A 17,658-nucleotide genomic window follows, 5' to 3' on the forward strand; every position below is an offset into this window, starting at 1 on the left:
GGCCGATGTCCACTGACAAGTTGGTGGCCGATCCACTGACATCTTCGCGGCCGTCAACAAGAGAGCCCGCTAGGGTCACCAAAGGCAGGTGAGTGCGTCAGGTATCGCTGCCGCGATACGAACCACCCGTACCGGGTGGAAACAGACAAGACGGGGGGTGGTCGGGTGGGTGCGTTCGCGACGCCGATCCACACCGCCGAGCAGGGCGACTACCGGCTGGTGGGGGCGTGCGGGGAGGAGCAGGTCCGGGCCGCCTCGGTGGCTGTGGAGTATCGGCTCGGCCTCGCCCAGGGCCAGGACCCGATCATCCGCCTCGGGTCCGGCTGGCGGCAGTTCGGCCGTGACCCGGGCACCGCCCTGGCGACCGAGGAGGACGTCGAGGAGGTCCGGCGGATCCTCGCCGGCCGCGACCCCCGCACCGGCGAGCGGCTGATGCGGTTCAAGACCGCGACCGCCCCCGAGGCGCTGCTGTCCGCCCGCCTCCTGGTCGACGCCGTCGACAAGGCCGCCGCCGACCACGGCGTGAGCGTGGAGGAGCTGCTGTGGCGCCTGTCGTGGGCCAAGGACGCCGCCCGGCCCCAATCCACGAACGAGCGGTCGCCGTGGGCGTTCAAGCGCTACCAGCGGCTGCTGCGGTGCTTGGAGAAGGGGGGCGAGCACCACAAGGCCCCCGTGGCGGACCTGGAGCGGGTGGCGCTGGCGGCCGGGGTGGACCTGGCCGACGTCTACCCCGCCGCCGACCTCGCCCGCGCCCAGGACCACAAACACGACCGGGTCGACGTCGGGGTGCGCGCCTGGGACCTCACCCTGACCCGGCCGCGCCGCCAGCAGCTCGCCCAGGAGGCCGCCCCCGCCCACATCGCCCGCCGGATGGAGCAGATCCACGACGAGGCGGTCGCCGAGACCATCGCCTACGCCGAGCAGGTGTTGGCCTACGTGATGCGCGGCCACCACGGCGACGGCCAGGCCGCGGAGCGGCACCCGGTGGAGGGGGTCATCGCGACGGCGACCAAGCACCGCACCTCCCGCGCTATGAAGGACGGGGAGCCGGGGGATCCGCACACCCACACCCACGTCGTCATCTCGGTGATGGGCCGCGACCCCTCCGATGGGGCCTGGCGGACGATCGGGGCCGGCGGCCGGGACCTGATGCGGCACGTGGCCGCGCTGGGGGAGCTGCAGCGCGCGATCGAGCGCCGCAAGATGACCGCCGAGTTCGGGTTCGTGTACGCCCAGGACCCCGAGTCGCGCCAGTGGGACCTGGTCGGCATCCCCGACACCGTCAAGGCGCACTTCTCGCGGCGCCGCGACCAGGCCCGCGAGGAGGTCGGCGCCGACGCACCGGGGGCGGCCTCGCGCGCGGCCGCCCGGCGCACCGCCGCGAAGAAGGTCGCCTCCACCCGCTCCCAGGAGCGCGAGTCCTGGCACAAGCGGATGCGCCAGCTGGGGTACCCGACCCAGGTGCTGTGGCGGGCCGTGCTGGAGGGCCGCGAACCCGGCGCCGAAGGGCCCGCGGCCGCGCGGGGGCCGCGCCCTGACCTGGGACCCGAACCCGACGCCGTGGCCGCGGCGGTGTGGGACCCCGAGACCGGGGTGACCGCGAACCGCAAGGTCGCTTCCGAGGCGCGGATCATGGCAGCGGTGGCGGCCGCGTGCGAGGGCGGCCTAGCGAGTGGGGAGGAGCTGGAGGCGCTCACCAAGCACGTGCTCGCCCACCCCATGGCGCTGCGCCTGCCGGACCAGGGCGCCGTCCACATGACCCACGTCGCCCGCTACACCGCCGCCGATCTGCCCCCCGCCGAAGCCCTGATCCTGGACACCGCCGAAGCGGGCAAGAGGGCGGGGGTCGCGGTCGTGGAGCGGGCCGAGGCCGCCCGCGCTTTGAAGGTGTGGCAGCAGGTCAAGGGGTTCTCCCTGTCCCGCGAGCAGCTGGACGCGGTGGTGCGGCTCATCGAGGACGGCCACCGCATCGACACCGTCCTCGGAGTCGCCGGGGCCGGGAAGACCACGATCATGTCGGCGGCCCGGTGCGCGTGGGAGGCGGCCGGGCTGCGGGTCGAGGGCGCCGCCGTCGCGGCGGTGGCGGCCGCCGGCCTGCGGGCCGGGGCGGGGATCACCTCGCGGACCATCGCGTCCTGGCGCCAGAGCATCAAGACCGGTCCCGGCCTGAAGGGCGTGGATGTCCTGGTCGTGGACGAGGGCGCCATGGTCGGCGACCGGGACATGGCCGCCCTGGTCGAAGAAGCGGTCCGGCGCGGCACGAAGATCGTGAGCATCGGCGACCCGCTGCAGCTGCGCCCCGTCAGCGCAGGGTCGGTGTTCGCGCGGCTGCACAAGAACATGGAGGGTGCGGAGCTGCGGGAGAACCGCCGCCAGAAGGGCAAGGTCGACCAGGAGGCGCTCGCCGCCTGGCGTGAGGGCGCCCGCAAGTCGGCGCTGGCGCTGTGGGCCGAGCACGGCATGGTGCACGCCACTGTGGACGCCGACGCCGCCCACGCCCAGATGGCGGCCGCCTGGACACAGGATCGGGCCCGCTATGAGAACCCGCTGGACGCCGTCGACCGCCTGTTCATGGTCGCGGCCACGCGGGCGGACGTGGACGCGCTCAACCGCCGCGCCGCCCAGGCCGCCCGCGCCGCCGGCCACACCGGCGCCGAGCTGACCTTCACCGGCCGGGGCGGGGAACAGCTGGCCCTTGCCGAGGGCGAACAGGTCCGCGTGCGCCGCAACGACTACCGCTCCCGGCACTCCGAGGAGCCCGACGTCCTCAACGGCTACCGCGGCGTGGTCACCGCCGTGGACGAGCGCCGCGGCGTCCTGGTGGCCTGGCGGCGCGGGGAGCACACCGAGCAGGCCTGGATCAGCCCGGCCCAGCTCCGCCGCGGCGACCTGACCCTGGGGTACGCGACCACGATCGCCTCCGCCCAGGGCGTGACCACCGACCGCTGCCACGTCTACGGGCTGGGCGCCGACACCCACGCCCTCTACCCCGCCATGAGCCGCGCCCGGGTGCGCACGGACCTGTACCTGCCCGGGGCCGAGATAGAGCCCTACACCACCCGGGCCCGGCTGGGAGAGGCCGCCACCGCTGAGGAGGCGCTGGAGCGGGTGGTGGCCGCCTACGCCGCGACGCTGACCGAGGACGAGGACCAGCTGCTGCTCGAGGAGCTAGAGCGGATGCGCCCGCCCGCCCCGCCAGCGGCCCCCGACGACCTCGAAGAGCACGAGCGCACCCCGGCCCCCGAACGACAGGTGCCCGAGCACGAGCGCCTGGAGGCCAAGGCCGAGGCGCTCATCCGCCGCGCGAACGAACTGGAGGCCGAACTGCCCGCCTTGCGGGAGGAGCTGCGCCTGGCCGAAGAACGTGTCCTGATCGGGCGGGTGCGGCTGCTGTTGGAAGGCACCACCCCCGCCCAGGCCCGCACCGCCGCCCAGCACGCCCAGGCCCAGTTCGACCGCGTCCGCAACGAGGCCTCCGCTGTGCGCGGTGAGGCGGCCACGCTTGGCCGGCGGGCCGAGGCCGAGCGCCGCCGCCACGCCCAGGCCCAGGCCGAGCAGGCCCGCCTCCTCGCGGAAGTGGAACCCCTCGCCATCGAGCGGGGGCTGACCCGCGCCGACATCCGTGCCCTGCCCGACGCCGAGCGCCAGGACCTGGCCGACCGGGCGCCCGCGCACCGGGCCCTGGCCGTGCGCCGCACCCTGCGCAAGCGCCCCACCAAGGTCAGCGCACCCGCCCCGGCCCCCGCTCCGGTGCGGCGGCCGCCGCCCTCCCCCGCACCCGGGCAGGCCCCGCCCACGCACACCCCCAAGCGCGCACCGCGCCCCGGTCTGGGGCACTGACCTGCCCGCAAAGCCACCAAGGCACCAAGCTGCGAGGCGCAAAGGCGGCAAGGCGACTGTCCGGCGGCGCGTGCGGTGTGGCCGGCGACTGGTGCGCGCGGGGGCTCGCCGCCCCCGCACCCCCGCCTTGCCGGGGGAACACCACCGCCCTTCCGGCGTGCGCAACCATCCGTTGCTGGCGGTGGTGTCCCCCCGGCCCAGCAGGCGGCCGCCCCACCCAGTCCACACCCCTGGGGGTGGATTCCCCCCGGGCCCCTCCCGTCGACCGGGAGAGTGCTGCCGCTGCCTGTCTGTACGGGTCTGGGAATCTGAGGGCGACCGGCCCCGGACAGCACCCTGGGACGCGCCTGGGGGCTCTGGCAGACTCGCGGGGTGATCTACACGCCGGAGCAGTTGCGCAGGCTGAGCGACGCCGAGCTGGCCGCTGAGGAGACCGCGGCCGCCCGTGCACTGGAGGGCACCCTCGCGGAGGTCGCCGCGGTGGCCGGCCCCGACCCCGAAGGGCTTCACGTCGTGGACCGCGCCCGGCTCCGCTTGGCCCAGGTCCGGGCGGAGCGGCACATGCTGGCCCCCGCCCTGGGACGGGAGGGGCCGATCCGCCCCTGGCCGCCCGGCCAGCGGCGCCTGCACCTGTACCTGCTGCCCGACCCGGAGCATGAAGGGCTGGCCGGTCTGCCGACCCGGGTGGGGCGGGTGCTCCAGGCCCACACCGACCTGCTCACCCCCGTCCCGCACCGGTGGCTGCACACCACCGTGGGCCGCCTTGAGGACGCCACCGAACCGGAGACCGAGGCGCTGGCCGGGGTGCTGGGGCCGTCGATCGCCTACCGGACCCGCTCCGGGCCGGTGCGCATGGCGGCGCGCCTGGTGCTCACCGACCACGGGCTGCTGCTGACCGAGGCCGACCCCTGCTCCGCCATCCCGGACGGGCGGTCCCACCCTCAGGACACCGGCCGCGCCTGGTCCTGGTCCTTCGAGCGCGACCGGTGCGGCATCGACCCGGGCCGGGCCCACCAGCCCGCCCTGGACGGGGGCTGGCACCTGACACTGGCGCACTGCCACACCGCCGGATCGGGACGCCGCCTGGCCGCCGATCTCGCAGCGGCGAGCGTGCCCCTGGACATGGTGGTGGATGTGGTCTTCACCGCGGCGGTGCTGGCGTGGGTCACCCAGCACCCGGGCCCCGCCTACACCTGGGAGACCGCGAACAGGTGGGCGCTGCCCCCGGGGCCCGGACAGGGATGATCGGCCGCCCGCGGGGCCGTGCGCTGGCTAGTCTGGTGGGTGAGGGCCCGCGCGGTGAAGTGAGACGCACACGCAGGCCCTCCCAGGACCGGCCGGTCACCTAGTGGCCGGTCGGCCCCTCCCCTTCGCGCCACAGCCACAGCAGGGCCCTGGCCAGGGCCAGGAGCGTGCGGGCGGCGTCGGCGGCCAGGCGCCACAGCCACCAGGGCTGCCGCCCGCCGTCGTCTCCCTCGCCGGGGGCAGGGCGCTTCCAGGGCATCCGCATCTCGATCTCCTCGCTCGGGCCAGCGGAACAGGGGCTCCTGTTCCGCGCACGAGAGGGCGCCTGGGCGGCTCCGAGCGCACATCTGATCGGGCGGTTACAGGCGAATGTACCGCGCCCCGACGCCTGGGTCTGCACGTGCAAATGCACATGCATGAATCGGGGACTTTGGGCCTGATCAGTGCAGACGGTGACAGGAGTCCCGGCAGCCACGAACCGCGGGAAACACGTGGCCACATCGGGACAGCAGTCCCACCGGCTCCGCGGCTCCCGGTAGAACGGCTCTCCCACCCTCAAGCCCCGGGAGCAGCCTGTGCCGCGCAACTTCAAGGGCCAGTTCAGCGACTGGCCGACCCAAGTGATCATCATCGTGGGCCTGGTCCTGCTGCTGGCGTGGATCAACGCGAACTGACCCGGTCATCCCTCTGCGCGATCCTGGGACCATGACCGAGCGCGCTGAACCGACCCCTGACGTCGAGCACCTGGCCGCGACGCTGCGCCGCCGCCGCGAAGAGCTGGCCGGCGCCCCCGGGGTGCGGATCGGGCAGGGGGCGGTGGTGCACCGCCTGGACTCGCACATGTGGGCCGGGGTGGAAATCCCCGCAGTCGGCTGCCACGCGGCGACCGACCCGCTGCGACTGGTGGCGTCGGCCGGGCCGGTGACATGCCGCCGGTGCCTCGGGAAGGGGCGGCAGGGGCGTGAGCAGGTGCCCGGCCAGACCGAGCTGCTGTGAGGATCCGCCCCGCACTCCCGGGCGAGCTGCCCGCCCTGGCGGCCGCCGCGGCCCGCGCCGGAGTCCCCTACATCCCGGACGGCGAGCTGGTCCTAGTCGCCGTCGACGACCAAGAGCGGGTCGTGGGGTGGCCGTCGGGGACGCTGGCCAGCGCCTACCCGGACCCGGGGTGCCGTGCCCGCTGCCGCACGGCTACGTCCAGGCCGTCGTCGTGGCCCCGGCCGTGCGCCGGCCGAGGCGGGACACGCGCTGCTGGCGGCGTTCACCGCCGCCGCGGCCGGGGTGGCGTGGGTGTTCAGCGCTCCGGACGAGGGCCCTGGCGTGGAGGGGCGGGTCGGCTGGTTGGGCGCCGGTGGCCGACCCGGATGAGGCGTGGCCGGTGATGGGCCGGCGGACTGCGCCTAGGCCGTGACGTGGGAAAGCGCCGGGGGTTTCCACTTGGTGGAAACCCCCGGGTGTGCGGACCGAATCGTGCCCGCGGTCTCCGGAGTGAGGGTCCGGAGCGCGGGCCGGGCGGGTTTCCCGGGGCGGCCCCACCATGGGGGTGGCTCTCCTTTGGCCGCGGATCCCGGGGCACCCACGACCCCAAACGGGGATATTCGGGGCGAAAACCGCGTCCGCTACTCATTGGCGAGTGTGTCATAGGAGCTTGCGCACCGACGGAAACACCCCTGGGGTTTCCAAAACGTTCCGCCGCAGCTCGAAGCCGCTATGGACCCCACCAGGGACCCTTTACTGGGGGTGTGCCAGGAAATGCCAGCCTCGAAGCGGTGTTCCCCACCCTGCGGCTCTACGAGCTGCCATAGTGCGATTGGGAGAACACGCCCCCTGGGGCGCACCCCTCCCATTTCACCCACCGGCCCCCGGTCGCGCCCCTCTCTCCTTCGGCGTACCCGCGGGCCCTGACCCGACCTCAACGAGGAGGTCCCTTCATGTCCGCTACTCACCCCACCACCGGCCACTCCTGCGAGCCCCCGACCTCCCGGCCCTGGCCGCGGGTGGTCATCGCGATCGTGGTGATCGCCGTGGTCGTCTACGCCATGGCCACCGGCTACGACGTGGCCGCCGCCATCACGGCAGCGACCGGCGCCGGGTTCGGCGCCGTGGCGGTGGCCCGCCGGCTGGCCCACTGAGCCGCCGGTGGGCGACGCCAGCTGGTCGGCCCGCCCGGTGCGGGCCCTTCTTGACCAGCAGATGCCGCTCGCCCGCTGCTCCGCGGAGGACCGGCTCAACACGCTGATCCTCCTGTTGCGCGACCGCTCCGCCACCACACCGGCGGACCTGCGCGACCACGGACGCCTCCTGGGCACCCCACCGGGTGCGATCGAGGCGATCCTGAACGGCGACATGCACACGCTGAACACCGTCCTGTGCGATTCCGGGGGGTGGCCGATGCTCGCCTCCCTGCTCGCCTACGGGCCGGGCCTGGGAGCCGACCTGGACACCCTGGCCGTCGCCCAGGCCGAGTACGAGGAGATCGCCCTGGGCGATGAGCGCGTGCGCCCCTCGCTGGCACCGGTGAACCTGTACCGGCGCGGCTACCGGGCCGCACGCCGCACCCGCACCCCAGTGGAAGAGGTCACCAACCCCAAGGCCGTCAACACGCACCCGGAGCTGGTGCAGGCCCTGACCATCCTGCGGGCCGCCCGCGGGGATCCCCCCTTCCGGGAGATGGCCACCCGGTCGGAGAAGCCCCTGCCCGGGTGGAACCCGGACGAGCACGAGCCCCGGTCGCACACCGGCATGCGCGCGGTGATCAAGGACGGGGCCAAGCCGCGCCTGGAGGCGGTGCTGGCGTTCGTGCGCGGGTGCGGGATCACCGACCCGCAGGTGGGCCGGGCCTGGGCTGCGGCGCACGCCCGTGCGGCGGTGCATGAGGAGCTCATGCGCTCCCGTAAGCCGCCGCCGAGTCTGGAGGACACCGTGGAGGAGTGGGCGGCCCGTTCCCCGACGGGCCCCAACCCCCCGCTGGGGGGATGATCCGGCATTGAGGATCAGGGGTGTTGCGTGCGCCATGAAGCGCGCAACACCCCTGGCGAGTAAGTAGAGACCCCTTCGCCTCCCTGCCCACGCCGGGGAGCCCGCGCTGGCCTGTGCGCGGTACCCGGGGGCTCGCGCCCCCGGGCCCCCCGCCACGTGCGGGACCCCGCCGCCCACCCGACGCGCGGTCCCGCCCGTGGCGGGTGGCGTGGACTGGTCGCGAACCGGCACGAAATGGGAGCCTTCCCCCTGTACCGGCCGCCGGGGAGGGCCCCGGACCCCCTTCGGGACGGGCGCCTGTCCAAGAGCCGCCCTTGACTGCGGGCGCCGTCCAGGACGGCGGCGTCGCGCTGACCTGCTACGACGAATTACCTCGGTAACAGTATTGTGCATTCATGTGCAGAGGAGGGGGCGACAAAATGTCGTTCCCGGCTCCCGGGAGAAGTGCGGAACGGCACCGGACTCGGGTATATTAATCGTCGAGATCCTTCACGGTGGAGGCCGATCGGCCGCACGTGCACCGATCGGTGCGCTCGAAACCGAACCGTGAAGGAGATGCCCTATGGATAGGGAGCCCCGCAGGAAGTCGTGGTGGAGGATCGTCCTCGACGCCATCAGGACGCTGGGAGCGGTGGCGGCCGCCATCCGGCTCGTCGCCTGGCTGATCAGCCTGCTCGAGGGGGGTTCCTCGTAGGGGTCCGGCTGTAGGAGCAGCCAGGACCCGCTACGAGGCGCAGGGGTTCGCGGTGGCGAAGGTCTGACGGGACACAGCCGCCGCGGGCCCCTCTCGGTGTTTCTGCCCCGAGTATACACCCCCGTGCGCGAACTACTTTCAGAACCGGCAGAAATTAATTTGCTTCCGGCTTGCTTATCACACCTCGAGGATTCCAAGAATAAAAGCAAGCGCTTTACTCTTTGCGTCGGCTCTTGCGCGGGGAATGGGCAGGGGTCGTGGTGCGGTTGTCACACGGGGTTCCGGCGATGTGGATCGGGTGTGGATCGGCACCCCACACCGACCCCACACGCCGGGTTGAATGTGGGGTGAGCCGGGTCCGGGTGCCGACGGCCACAGCACGCCGCGGTTCCCTGTCTTCCTCGTCCGAGGTGCGGAGGCGCCGCCCGCCCCGCCTTTCGGGGCGTGCGGCGCCCCCCGGGACGTCCCGCAGGGACGCGGGTTCCGACCAGGCCTGGGGCGCGGGCATGGGACGGGGGCGCGTCCAGGGGACGTCCCGGCGCCGGCAGCCCCGTCCCGGGGATGTGGATCGGGTGTGGATCGGCACCCCACATCCACCCCACACGCCGGGCTGGATGTGGATCCACATCCTGGTCATGGTGCCTTGACGGACCGACACAGCCGCAGGAGGCGGGGCCTATTCGGGTGCCCGTCGAATGTCCTCGGCTTTCGCTGTGCCCTGGCGGCCAAAACGTTCGAGACGGCATCGGGGCGGTGCGCGACACCGCATTATCCGGGCTTCCTGGCTGGTCGCCGCCGTGATTGCAGGGCTGCGCTTAAGGCACGAACTCCTGTCGGAGTCAAAGAGGCCGGCATGGGGCTCGTGGGGGGCGGGAGAACCCGGGGCAGAGCGGCACATGGTTTTCTGCGCGTGCATCTGCACATGCATTATAGGGTCTTTCGGCCTGATCCGCGCAGACGGAGTCAGGTGCCCCACCGGCAGCGGATGGTGGTGTGCTCCTCCGGGGCCTGCGATCGCCGTCGTGGCCGGAGCTGGCGGCTCTCCTTGTCAGGAGATGTTCGCTGACCTCAAAGCGCACACGGTGGCAAGGGCTCTGGGCTGCTCTGGGGGCGGGCCCGGGGTTAGGCTGCTGTGCATGGAGCGCACACTGCGGTTCGCCGCCACCTTGACCCCGGACACCGAGGTCGGAGGGTATGTCGCCGAGGCCGTAGGCGTCGGCGTGGTCTCCCAGGGCGAGACGGTCGAGGAGGCCGTGGACAACCTGCGCGAGGCGTTGGAGCTGTACTTCGAGGACGAGCCCGCCGAGCAGGCGCCTGTGGATAACCCGGCTGCACCGGTTCTGCTGACCTCTGTGGATGTACGTTTGTCGGCGTGAGCCCGTCGCACATCCCCATCACCTCCGGCCCCAGGCTCGTGCGCGCCCTGGAGCGCGCCGGGTGGGAGCACGTGAGCACCAAAGGCGACCACGCCAAGCTCCGCAAGGGCGGTGAGCGGGTGATCGTGCCGCTGCACACCGAGCTCAAGCGCGGCACCACAGCCGCGATCCTGCGCCAGGCCGGGATGAGCCCGCAGGAGCTGCGCGACCTGTTGTGAGCCCCAGGGCGGCCGATCGGTCCGAGGCCAGGCCCTCAAGGACAGGGTCAAGAGCGCGGACAGACCGCGCCCCTGTGAGGAGTGCGATCGGCCTGGTGCGGCCTTGGCACATGCAACCCCTTCACTGGCCCTCCTCCGCGTCTTCGTCGGGAGCGGGGGCGCTCTCCTCAGCAGGCGCCGTGGGGGACTTCTGAAAGTCCTCCTCGTACCACTCCAGCGGCAGGGGCGCGGTATTGAAGGGGGCCTTCTCTGCGGCCTTGACGATCCCTGCAGGAGCAGGTCCGGTTGCCCATATCGCCGTCCCCCTGCTGTGAAGCACCTCGATGAACGTCACGCGGCTTCCGCACAGGACCACTCCGGCGAAGTTCACCAGCGGGCCGCCAAAGCGCAATGGAGCGAACTTCACCTCACCGCCTTCAAACCTGGCTTCGTCGAAGGTCAGGGAGGCATTGCTCAACCTGGCACGTTTGAAACTCAACAGGCCAGCGGTGATCCGAAGTCCGTCGAAAGCCACGCTGCCCCGTTGGAAGCGGGCGTTGCCGAACAACATCCGGCCGCCGTCGATGCGCACGTCAGTGAAGTCCACCTCCGCTCCCTCGAACCTGCTGGCCAGGAAGAAGACCCTGCCATCCAGGACGCACATCTCGCTGAAGGACACGGACCCGCTCTGGAAGCAGGCCCGGGTGAAGTCAGCTCCACCGCTGGTGACCTGGGCCTTGTCGAACAGCACCCGGGCGCCATCGAACTCGGCCTGGGTGAAGTCGACCTCGGCGCCCCGGAAGCGGACCTCCCTGAAGTCCACGACACCGCCGGTGAACCTGGCCCCGCCGAAGCTCACCCGGCCGCCGGTGAAGTGGGCGCCGTGGAAGTCGCCGCCGTCGAATTCGACGTTGGTGAAGTCGTAGTCCTTACCGCGCCAGCGGCTGCCCTCGTCTTCCCGGAGGCGGTTGCCGATGATGCGGACGATGGTGCGTCGCACTTCGCGGGACGCGCTGTACTTCAAGAGCGTCTGGCGATACTCGGCGTTCTCCTGGGGGGTGGGGTCCTCAGGAGTCTCCATGGGGGCGGTTTCGGAAGGTATGCGCAGGTAGGCGCAGAGCACGTCGATGACCATCTGCACCAGGTCTTCGCGCTCTGGGGGTGCTTCGTCAGCCAGGTGCGCTAGGGCGTGCACTCCGCCGAGGCGGACCGCGGGCTGGTCGTCTCCGAGCTGGCCTACGGCGGTGGTGAACCGCTCGGTGAACAGCTTGGTGTTCTCGCGCTTCTCGCCGTTCTCGGTGGTCTGCTGGCGGCGGTAGGCGATCACCAGGAAGGCCACGGCTCCCAGACCGGTCACGATCGCGAAGGCGCGGGTGATGAGCCCGCTCACCTGTGAGGGCTGCAATTCCTCGGGAAGCACGATGCGGGGGGTCCCCAGGAGCCACCAGGCTCCCGCGATGATGAGCAGGACCAGGCAGATCACCGTGATCCAGGCTGCGGCGATCACCGCCCCCAGGGGCTTGTCCTTGAGGTGCCCGCGAAGCTTGAAGGCCCGGTCCGGCAGCAGGGCGAGCACGACCAGGATCGCCCCAGCCGTGCCCGCGATGACCTCGGCGGCCCGGGGCAGGGACCACAGGTGTGACCAGCCGTGGGGGAGGAGCTGTGTGCCCACGACCAGGATCAGGGCCGCACCGAACCCCAGAGCGGCAGTGCGCCACTGGCGGCGCATGCGCTCTACCAGGGTCCCAAGACCGACGGATTTGGTGTTCAGCTCGCACACTCCCACCACTGATGGCCTGCGGAACCAGCGTTGTCAGACCTGCTTGGGCGCCCACCGGGCTCCCGATCACGGGCTCAGGCCGGCGGGACGACTCTCAGGTGGCCGGCGCGGGAGCGGCGGCCCCGGCGGGACGATTGGGCCGGTTTCGCCGCTCCGTGGGCGTACTCGCTGATGTCGACCATGATCTGGGGCGCATCGGCCGGCAGGGCCTCAGCCGACCGCAGCCAGGCCTCGTGGGATCCGCGGCCGGCGAAGTGGGGGTTGACGCGGATGCGGTGGTGGTCCTCCCGCCAGGCCAGGCCGTGCTTCTTGAGCTTGGTGGTGACCCGGCTGACGTAGGTGTCGCCCACACCGATCGCGGTGGCGATGTCCTCGCGGGTGGCGTGGACCACTCCATCGGGCCCCATGGAGCCCAGCAGCAACATGAGGATGCGCAGTTCGGCACCAGAGAAGTCCAGGGAGGCGATGTGCCTCAGGACCAGGGCGTTGGTGTTGACGGCCACGTCCTCCAGCGGGACCTCGTTGGGTTCGCTCATCGCGGTTCACCGTCCCTTCCTAGGTCGAACTCCAGCACGGCCGGGTCCAGTAGGGCCAGGGCCTGGGCCTGCTCGTCGCTGGATCCGGCGAAGAACACCCGCGGATGCAGCTGGTACTTGCCGCGTTTGACCTGGATGACCAGGCCGATCTCGCGCAAGGTGCCCAGCAGGGTGGACACGTCGGTGCGGTGGATCCCCAGGTGTTCGGCCATCTCGGCCTGGGTCATGGCGACCAGGCCTGTGCCGCGCTCCTGTTTCAGGCCGAGCAGCAGCAGGATCAGGATCTCCCGGCGGCCCAGGTCGTAGTCCTTCACGATCCAGAACAGGGACCGGGAGACCTGTTGGAAGGCGCCGCCGACGAAGTCGTACTGGGCGGGGCGGTCGCGGCGCTGGACGACGAGCTTGTCGCCGCGGCCGAGTTTGACGGGGTGGACGTTGGCGTCCGCGGGGGCGGCTTCGGGGGGCGGCTGGGGGCGAGCCCGGCGTGCGTGTCGGCCCACGCGGACCTCATTCCAGTAGTGGCTGAAGTGACCGTGGTGGTCACTGTAGACCAAATAGTGCACCACAGGTGCACTGAAACGTGGCATAGACACCACATTCACGCAGCGAACGTAGCGTCAGCGCTACGTTCGCCCTTCACCCGACCAGAGCCCCCGAACGCAGTGCCAGCACTACGTTACTTCCCGGTAACGTAGTGCCAGCACTACGTTAGGGATCGCGTTCTCGCAGCTCAGAGCGCCTCTTGCCGGGTTTGCCTCTTAGAACAGAAACCACTGCGCGCAGCATCGCCCCTAAAGGTGCGATCAGGGCTGCGCCCTGGGCTCTGGCGGTACCCGGGGGCTCGCGCCCCCGGGACCCCCCGCCACGTGCGGGAACCCGGCGCGGACACGATGTGCGCGACCTCAGGCGGCACGCGCCGGAACCCCGCCCGTTCCAGGCGTCCGTGGACTGCTTGCAGCCGGTCGTCTCTCACGCCCAGCCGCCCCCGGATTCGACCGTCGAACCGCCGGAGCAGGCGGCTCGCAGACGGCGACGAGTCGCGAGGGCAGGCCATACTGATCGCCGCAGGCGCAGAGCTGAGGACAGAGCGCTTTCCGGACGGCCTGAGCGCTGGTGAACTGCCACACAGGGGCAGCTCTTGAGCCCCCTTAGCTGAGTCGATAGCGGGACATCCCCGAACAACGTGGGTTGATGGGGCCGCTGCACACCCGGTGCCAGGCGTCTTAAGGAAACTTTTTTGGTACCCAAATTTCTGCGATAAGTAATCGCGGAAGCCAAAAGCCCTGGTGACGATACAGCACAGAGAGTACGGTCGTCACTCTTGGTAGTCGAAGGTTCCGTTCTGACACACCCTGTGACGCCGTGCTGGTGAGAGGGCCTATAGAGTCGTCCACGAGCGGCCCCCGCTTACGCGAGAGGGCACCCCGAGCAGTTTCTCAGGCGACTCGGGATGCCCGCAGAATCGCGCTGACTCCAGCTGACTCCAAGGGAAATCCTATGAGATCGAGCGATCGGATCGACACCCCCCGCCGCACCACACTCCGCATGGGCACCAGCTCCCCCCAGGGGGTGGGGTGATGGGCGTGCACATGGGCCTCACCCTGGTGACCTCACTGGTCATCGCCGCCATCGCGGCCGGGCTGTGCATGGCCGACGGCAGGAGCTGGCCGACCGCGCTGCTCGTCGCGGGCGCGGCCGCGGGCGGCACCCTCGGGATCGCCTCGGCGATTCTCTGAGGGAACAACACCCCCACCTATACAATGTATAGGTGGGGGGTGTTCTCTACCGAAGGGTTATGGAGCTTCTGTTGTTGACGAGCACGGGGATGTCAGTGGATCGAGCACCAACTTGTCAGTGGGGACCGAGCACGAACATGTCAGTGCTCGACCTCTGCTTCCTCTCCCCCTGACGGTGAGTGTTCGGGGAAGAGGCTGAACCGGACGTCCGGGTCCACGGCGAACCCGTCCTCGGCGGTGTAGTCGGCCAGCCCGGCCGCCCACAGGCCGCTGGCGCCCGCTTTCCAGGCGGCGCCATCCGACGTGGTGTGTTGCGCGACGGTGAGTACGTCCATCCGCGCTTCCAAGACGTAGGTGTATGGAAGGGGCGGGCAGGGTCACTGGGTTGTGCGGCGTTCGATCTGATCGAGCAGCACGGCGACCTCGGGATTGACTTCCCCTTCGACGACCAGAGCGTCATACCAGGGTGCGGGTAGCCAACCGCTGCTCAGGCCTATGTTGAGGAGCTTGCCCAACCAGGCCAGTTCCAGCTCGTCGCGGGTGCACAACCACTGGTCGACGGCCCAGCCCTGCAAGCGGAGGAAGGGGTCGTCGGGAGATCCGGGGGTCGTGGCGACGTCGATTGCGGGCTGGACCAGACGCAGGGCCAGCACGATTCCTGGAGTAACGGTGGAAGGGCCGGACTGGGTGATCTCGGCGAGCAGACGATGCAGCGGAGCACGGTCTCCGGTGTCCCGGGCACGGTGGAGCTCCGTCTCGATCTGGCGACTCCAGGTCTGCATGAGGGGGTCGAGCTCGACATCGCTTGGGTCAATGAACACAAGCCTCATCCTTCTGTACTCCTGACTGACGGGCTGCTGCGGCGGCTTCCCTCATGCCCTGCCTACTTGGCGGTGGAAGTGGCGGGCAGGAGGGCCAACCACATCCTGTCGACGAGTACGAGGGTGTCAGCAGAGCCGCTACTCAGTGCAACCGTGATCCTGATGTTCGACCGGTGTGTCCGCAGGTCAGGCGGTAGACCAATCCAGCGGCGTGGAGTGGTCTACTCACCTCGCGCGGTTCGTGCCCGTTCAACCGTTTCTGACCCGCGATAACCCTCACTTAGCGATGGTGACCGTCACCGTGAGTTGCTGACACTTTCGTGCTCGCAGCACTGACGTTCCCGTGCTCGCCAACAGTTCTCCCGCCCTTATCCGGGTGATCCTGGTCTGTCAGGAGCGCGTCCAGGAGTGTCCAGGTGCCCTCGTCCTGGTCGTGGCGCACGAGCCCGGCGCTCGCCATCCGGTTGAACTGGTTGTAGGCCCAGCTGCGCCCCCGGTCGATGCCCCGCTGGCGCAGGTGGCGCGTGATGTCGGAGATTCCCACGGTCCGGTTTCCGGCCTGTACCAGCTCCACGAGCAGGACGCGCAGCGCGTCGCGGGCATGGGTCGCGGCCTCGGCGGTGTGCTTGGCCTCCGCTGGCTCCACCCCGGTGCGCTCGTCCTGGCCCTGGTGGTCTTCCGGCATGCGGCCGGCCAGGGCCTCGGCGCGGCTGAGGGCGCGCTGCTCGGCGAGCCAGGCGACCAAGGCCTGCTCGGTGAACTCGATCCTCCACTCCCCATCGACGGTGTGCTGTTGGACGCCGGGGCGGTCCAGGGCGTCCTGGACAGCGGACAGCAACGGGCCGAGTCGGCCAGGCATCACGATTCCTTTCGATGTGCCAGGGGTGGCCGCATCGGTGCGGCCACCCCACAGGTGTAGGGCCCCGAGGTCACCCGCTGTTGGCGGTCTCCGCCCGGCGCTTGGCCTCCATCTCGGCCCGCAGCCGCTTGTACTCCTCCGTGGCGGGAGACCCGTGCAGCGAGGCGTACATGTCCGCGAGCAGGGTCGGGTCCAGCTCCTCGATCTCCGGCTCGGGATCGGCGGCGTCCTGGTCCTTATCCTGCGCAGCGTCGGCCGCGACGCGCTCAGCCTCCAGGCGCTCCCACTCGGCCCGCTCCTCCTGCTCGCACCACAGGCACGCACCGTCGTCGGTCAGCGCGACCTTGTGGCGGCCGCACACGCCTGCGTGGACGTCGGCCCCGCCCCGGGGCGCCTCGCGCCCCCCGCGGGCTTCTGAGGCTTCCTGGGCGCCGCGCTGCTCGCACGCCCACGCCCATGCCTTGGTGACCTGTTCGGGCAGCAGACGCCATCCCAGCGCGCCAGGGAGGGACGTGAACGTCCTCCGGCCGTCCTTGCGCACCCACCCCTGCTTGAGCCAGGCGGTGTACTCCTCCCAGGACAGGCCGGGCTGGGCGTCCACCAGCGACCGGGCGGCCTCCACGAGCACCGCCAGGCGCTGGTGGTCGATCGCGCTCAGGTGCTCTCCGGGGAGCAGGGCTCGGCCCGCGATCTCCCGGACCAGGTTGGCCGAGGCCAGGCTCGGCGCGACGAAGTCGGCGCCGCCGGCCACCCCCCACTGTGGTTCGTCGACAGCAGAGGGATCACCCCCCGCGCGCGCACGCGCGTCCCCCTCCTCCCCCTCCCCTTCAAGGGTGGTGTTCTTATGCATGGGATTTTCCAAGCTTGGAAAATCAGATGCTGGATCCAGGATGCGATTTTCCGATGTTGGCTCTGAGCTGGGGTTTTGCCCTCCGGACTCCAGGATGGGATTTTCGCATCCTGGCTCGGTGGCGCCTACGTCGCCGTCCGGGGGGGTGGGCTGGCGCCGCTTCATCGACTCGCGGGTGCGCTTGTTCAGCGGGGTGAACCGGCGCCCTTCGGCCGCGAGCTGGTCGAGGATGGCTTGGGCGTGCCCGGGAAGGGTGGCCGGGTTGTCGGAGAAGATCCATAGGGCACCCGCTCGGGTGCCGTTCGCGAGGATCTCGCGGAAGCGCAGCATGTAGCCGTCCTCTTCGAGTTCGGCCAGGCCTGAGCGGACAGCGTGCAGCTTGTCGGTGCTTTCTTCGGCCAGGCGCTCCTCGCTGGTCTCCCATCCCTCGACGTGGGAGCCGAGGTAGGTCAGGATGCCGCGGGCCTTGAAGCTCAGCCGCCGGTCACGCACCATGCGGTTCGCCACGATGGTGTGGCCGTCACCGCTGAAGGGCGCACGCATCAAGATGGTGCTGTACTGGCGTTTCGGGTCGTTCACGGTTGTTGATCGCCTCCTAGGCGACACCGCGACGGAGGATGCTCCCGCATGCCCACCGAACCCATTGGGTACGATGAGCGCATAGCGTTTCGGTGGGAGTTTCCTGGTCGCAGCATCGGCCAGTCTCATCTGCGGAGGCGGGGAACCGGGGGCAACCGGGGCCCCGCCT

The 17,658-nt window shown here is 70.8% G+C and carries 17 protein-coding genes; 9 read left to right on the forward strand and 8 right to left on the reverse strand.

Going from position 1 to position 17,658, the window contains the following annotated elements; translation table 11 throughout:
• The first annotated feature begins 165 nt into the window (after positions 1 to 165).
• Together mobF and ACSUPR_RS29350 are read left to right on the forward strand one after the other, a co-directional pair.
• Entirely contained in the window at positions 166 to 3,840 is a 3,675-nt protein-coding gene (mobF, locus tag ACSUPR_RS29345) for a MobF family relaxase (protein WP_436892301.1), read from the forward strand.
• A 372-nt stretch (positions 3,841 to 4,212) separates the two neighbouring features.
• Positions 4,213 to 5,085 (forward strand): hypothetical protein, encoded by an 873-nt coding sequence (locus ACSUPR_RS29350; protein ID WP_436892302.1) that lies wholly within the window; start codon positions 4,213 to 4,215, stop codon positions 5,083 to 5,085.
• Between the two features lie 100 nt (positions 5,086 to 5,185).
• Here the strand turns inward: ACSUPR_RS29350 and ACSUPR_RS29355 are convergent, their stop codons facing one another.
• The gene (locus ACSUPR_RS29355; protein WP_436892303.1) at positions 5,186 to 5,350 is read right to left on the reverse strand and encodes a hypothetical protein; all 165 of its coding nucleotides are present in this window, start codon (positions 5,348 to 5,350) and stop codon (positions 5,186 to 5,188) included.
• A 440-nt stretch (positions 5,351 to 5,790) separates the two neighbouring features.
• Here ACSUPR_RS29355 and ACSUPR_RS29360 point away from each other — a divergent pair, with 440 nt between their 5' ends.
• The 6 genes from ACSUPR_RS29360 (at position 5,791) to ACSUPR_RS29385 (ending at position 10,349) form a co-directional block, all read left to right on the forward strand.
• Positions 5,791 to 6,081 (forward strand): hypothetical protein, encoded by a 291-nt coding sequence (locus ACSUPR_RS29360; protein ID WP_436892304.1) that lies wholly within the window; start codon positions 5,791 to 5,793, stop codon positions 6,079 to 6,081.
• Positions 6,082 to 7,013: 932 nt separating this feature from the next.
• Positions 7,014 to 7,214 (forward strand): hypothetical protein, encoded by a 201-nt coding sequence (locus ACSUPR_RS29365; protein ID WP_436892305.1) that lies wholly within the window; start codon positions 7,014 to 7,016, stop codon positions 7,212 to 7,214.
• 7 nt (positions 7,215 to 7,221) lie between these two features.
• Positions 7,222 to 8,061 carry a hypothetical protein gene (locus ACSUPR_RS29370; RefSeq protein ID WP_436892306.1) on the forward strand — a complete coding sequence of 280 codons (840 nt, stop codon included), beginning with the start codon at positions 7,222 to 7,224 and terminating at the stop codon, positions 8,059 to 8,061.
• 562 nt (positions 8,062 to 8,623) lie between these two features.
• Positions 8,624 to 8,755: a hypothetical protein gene (locus tag ACSUPR_RS29375; protein WP_436892308.1), complete on the forward strand. Its 132-nt coding sequence runs from the start codon at positions 8,624 to 8,626 to the stop codon at positions 8,753 to 8,755.
• 1,136 nt (positions 8,756 to 9,891) lie between these two features.
• Positions 9,892 to 10,131, forward strand: a complete 240-nt coding sequence (locus tag ACSUPR_RS29380; RefSeq protein ID WP_436892310.1) for a type II toxin-antitoxin system HicB family antitoxin — start codon at positions 9,892 to 9,894, stop codon at positions 10,129 to 10,131.
• Positions 10,128 to 10,349 carry a type II toxin-antitoxin system HicA family toxin gene (locus ACSUPR_RS29385; protein ID WP_436892311.1) on the forward strand — a complete coding sequence of 74 codons (222 nt, stop codon included), beginning with the start codon at positions 10,128 to 10,130 and terminating at the stop codon, positions 10,347 to 10,349. The genes ACSUPR_RS29380 and ACSUPR_RS29385 overlap by 4 nt, the downstream gene beginning before the upstream one ends.
• Before the next feature lie 121 nt (positions 10,350 to 10,470).
• Here ACSUPR_RS29385 and ACSUPR_RS29390 read toward each other — a convergent pair whose 3' ends face one another.
• The 3 genes from ACSUPR_RS29390 to ACSUPR_RS29400 all read right to left on the reverse strand — a co-directional run bounded on the left by ACSUPR_RS29390 (position 10,471) and on the right by ACSUPR_RS29400 (position 13,144).
• Entirely contained in the window at positions 10,471 to 12,108 is a 1,638-nt protein-coding gene (locus ACSUPR_RS29390) for a pentapeptide repeat-containing protein (protein ID WP_436892312.1), read from the reverse strand.
• Between the two features lie 74 nt (positions 12,109 to 12,182).
• Complete coding sequence (locus ACSUPR_RS29395) at positions 12,183 to 12,644, reverse strand: hypothetical protein (RefSeq protein ID WP_436892315.1); 462 nt, start codon at positions 12,642 to 12,644, stop codon at positions 12,183 to 12,185.
• Entirely contained in the window at positions 12,641 to 13,144 is a 504-nt protein-coding gene (locus ACSUPR_RS29400) for a helix-turn-helix domain-containing protein (protein WP_436892316.1), read from the reverse strand. The genes ACSUPR_RS29395 and ACSUPR_RS29400 overlap by 4 nt, the downstream gene beginning before the upstream one ends.
• A gap of 1,077 nt (positions 13,145 to 14,221) precedes the next feature.
• Between ACSUPR_RS29400 and ACSUPR_RS29405 the strand changes: the two genes are divergently transcribed.
• Positions 14,222 to 14,380, forward strand: coding sequence for a hypothetical protein (locus tag ACSUPR_RS29405; protein WP_436892317.1), 159 nt, complete (start codon positions 14,222 to 14,224; stop codon positions 14,378 to 14,380).
• Between the two features lie 140 nt (positions 14,381 to 14,520).
• On the opposite strand, the gene ACSUPR_RS29410 is transcribed toward ACSUPR_RS29405, so the two are convergent.
• The 4 genes from ACSUPR_RS29410 to ACSUPR_RS29425 all read right to left on the reverse strand — a co-directional run bounded on the left by ACSUPR_RS29410 (position 14,521) and on the right by ACSUPR_RS29425 (position 17,453).
• Positions 14,521 to 14,715, reverse strand: coding sequence for a hypothetical protein (locus tag ACSUPR_RS29410; RefSeq protein WP_436892318.1), 195 nt, complete (start codon positions 14,713 to 14,715; stop codon positions 14,521 to 14,523).
• A gap of 42 nt (positions 14,716 to 14,757) precedes the next feature.
• Entirely contained in the window at positions 14,758 to 15,201 is a 444-nt protein-coding gene (locus ACSUPR_RS29415; protein WP_436892319.1) for a hypothetical protein, read from the reverse strand.
• A gap of 280 nt (positions 15,202 to 15,481) precedes the next feature.
• Entirely contained in the window at positions 15,482 to 16,060 is a 579-nt protein-coding gene (locus ACSUPR_RS29420) for a hypothetical protein (protein WP_436892320.1), read from the reverse strand.
• A gap of 70 nt (positions 16,061 to 16,130) precedes the next feature.
• Positions 16,131 to 17,453 carry a hypothetical protein gene (locus ACSUPR_RS29425; RefSeq protein WP_436892322.1) on the reverse strand — a complete coding sequence of 441 codons (1,323 nt, stop codon included), beginning with the start codon at positions 17,451 to 17,453 and terminating at the stop codon, positions 16,131 to 16,133.
• Positions 17,454 to 17,658 lie beyond the last annotated feature (205 nt).

This window comes from Nocardiopsis dassonvillei (genome assembly GCF_964273065.1).
GTDB classification, from domain to species: domain Bacteria; phylum Actinomycetota; class Actinomycetes; order Streptosporangiales; family Streptosporangiaceae; genus Nocardiopsis; species Nocardiopsis dassonvillei_B.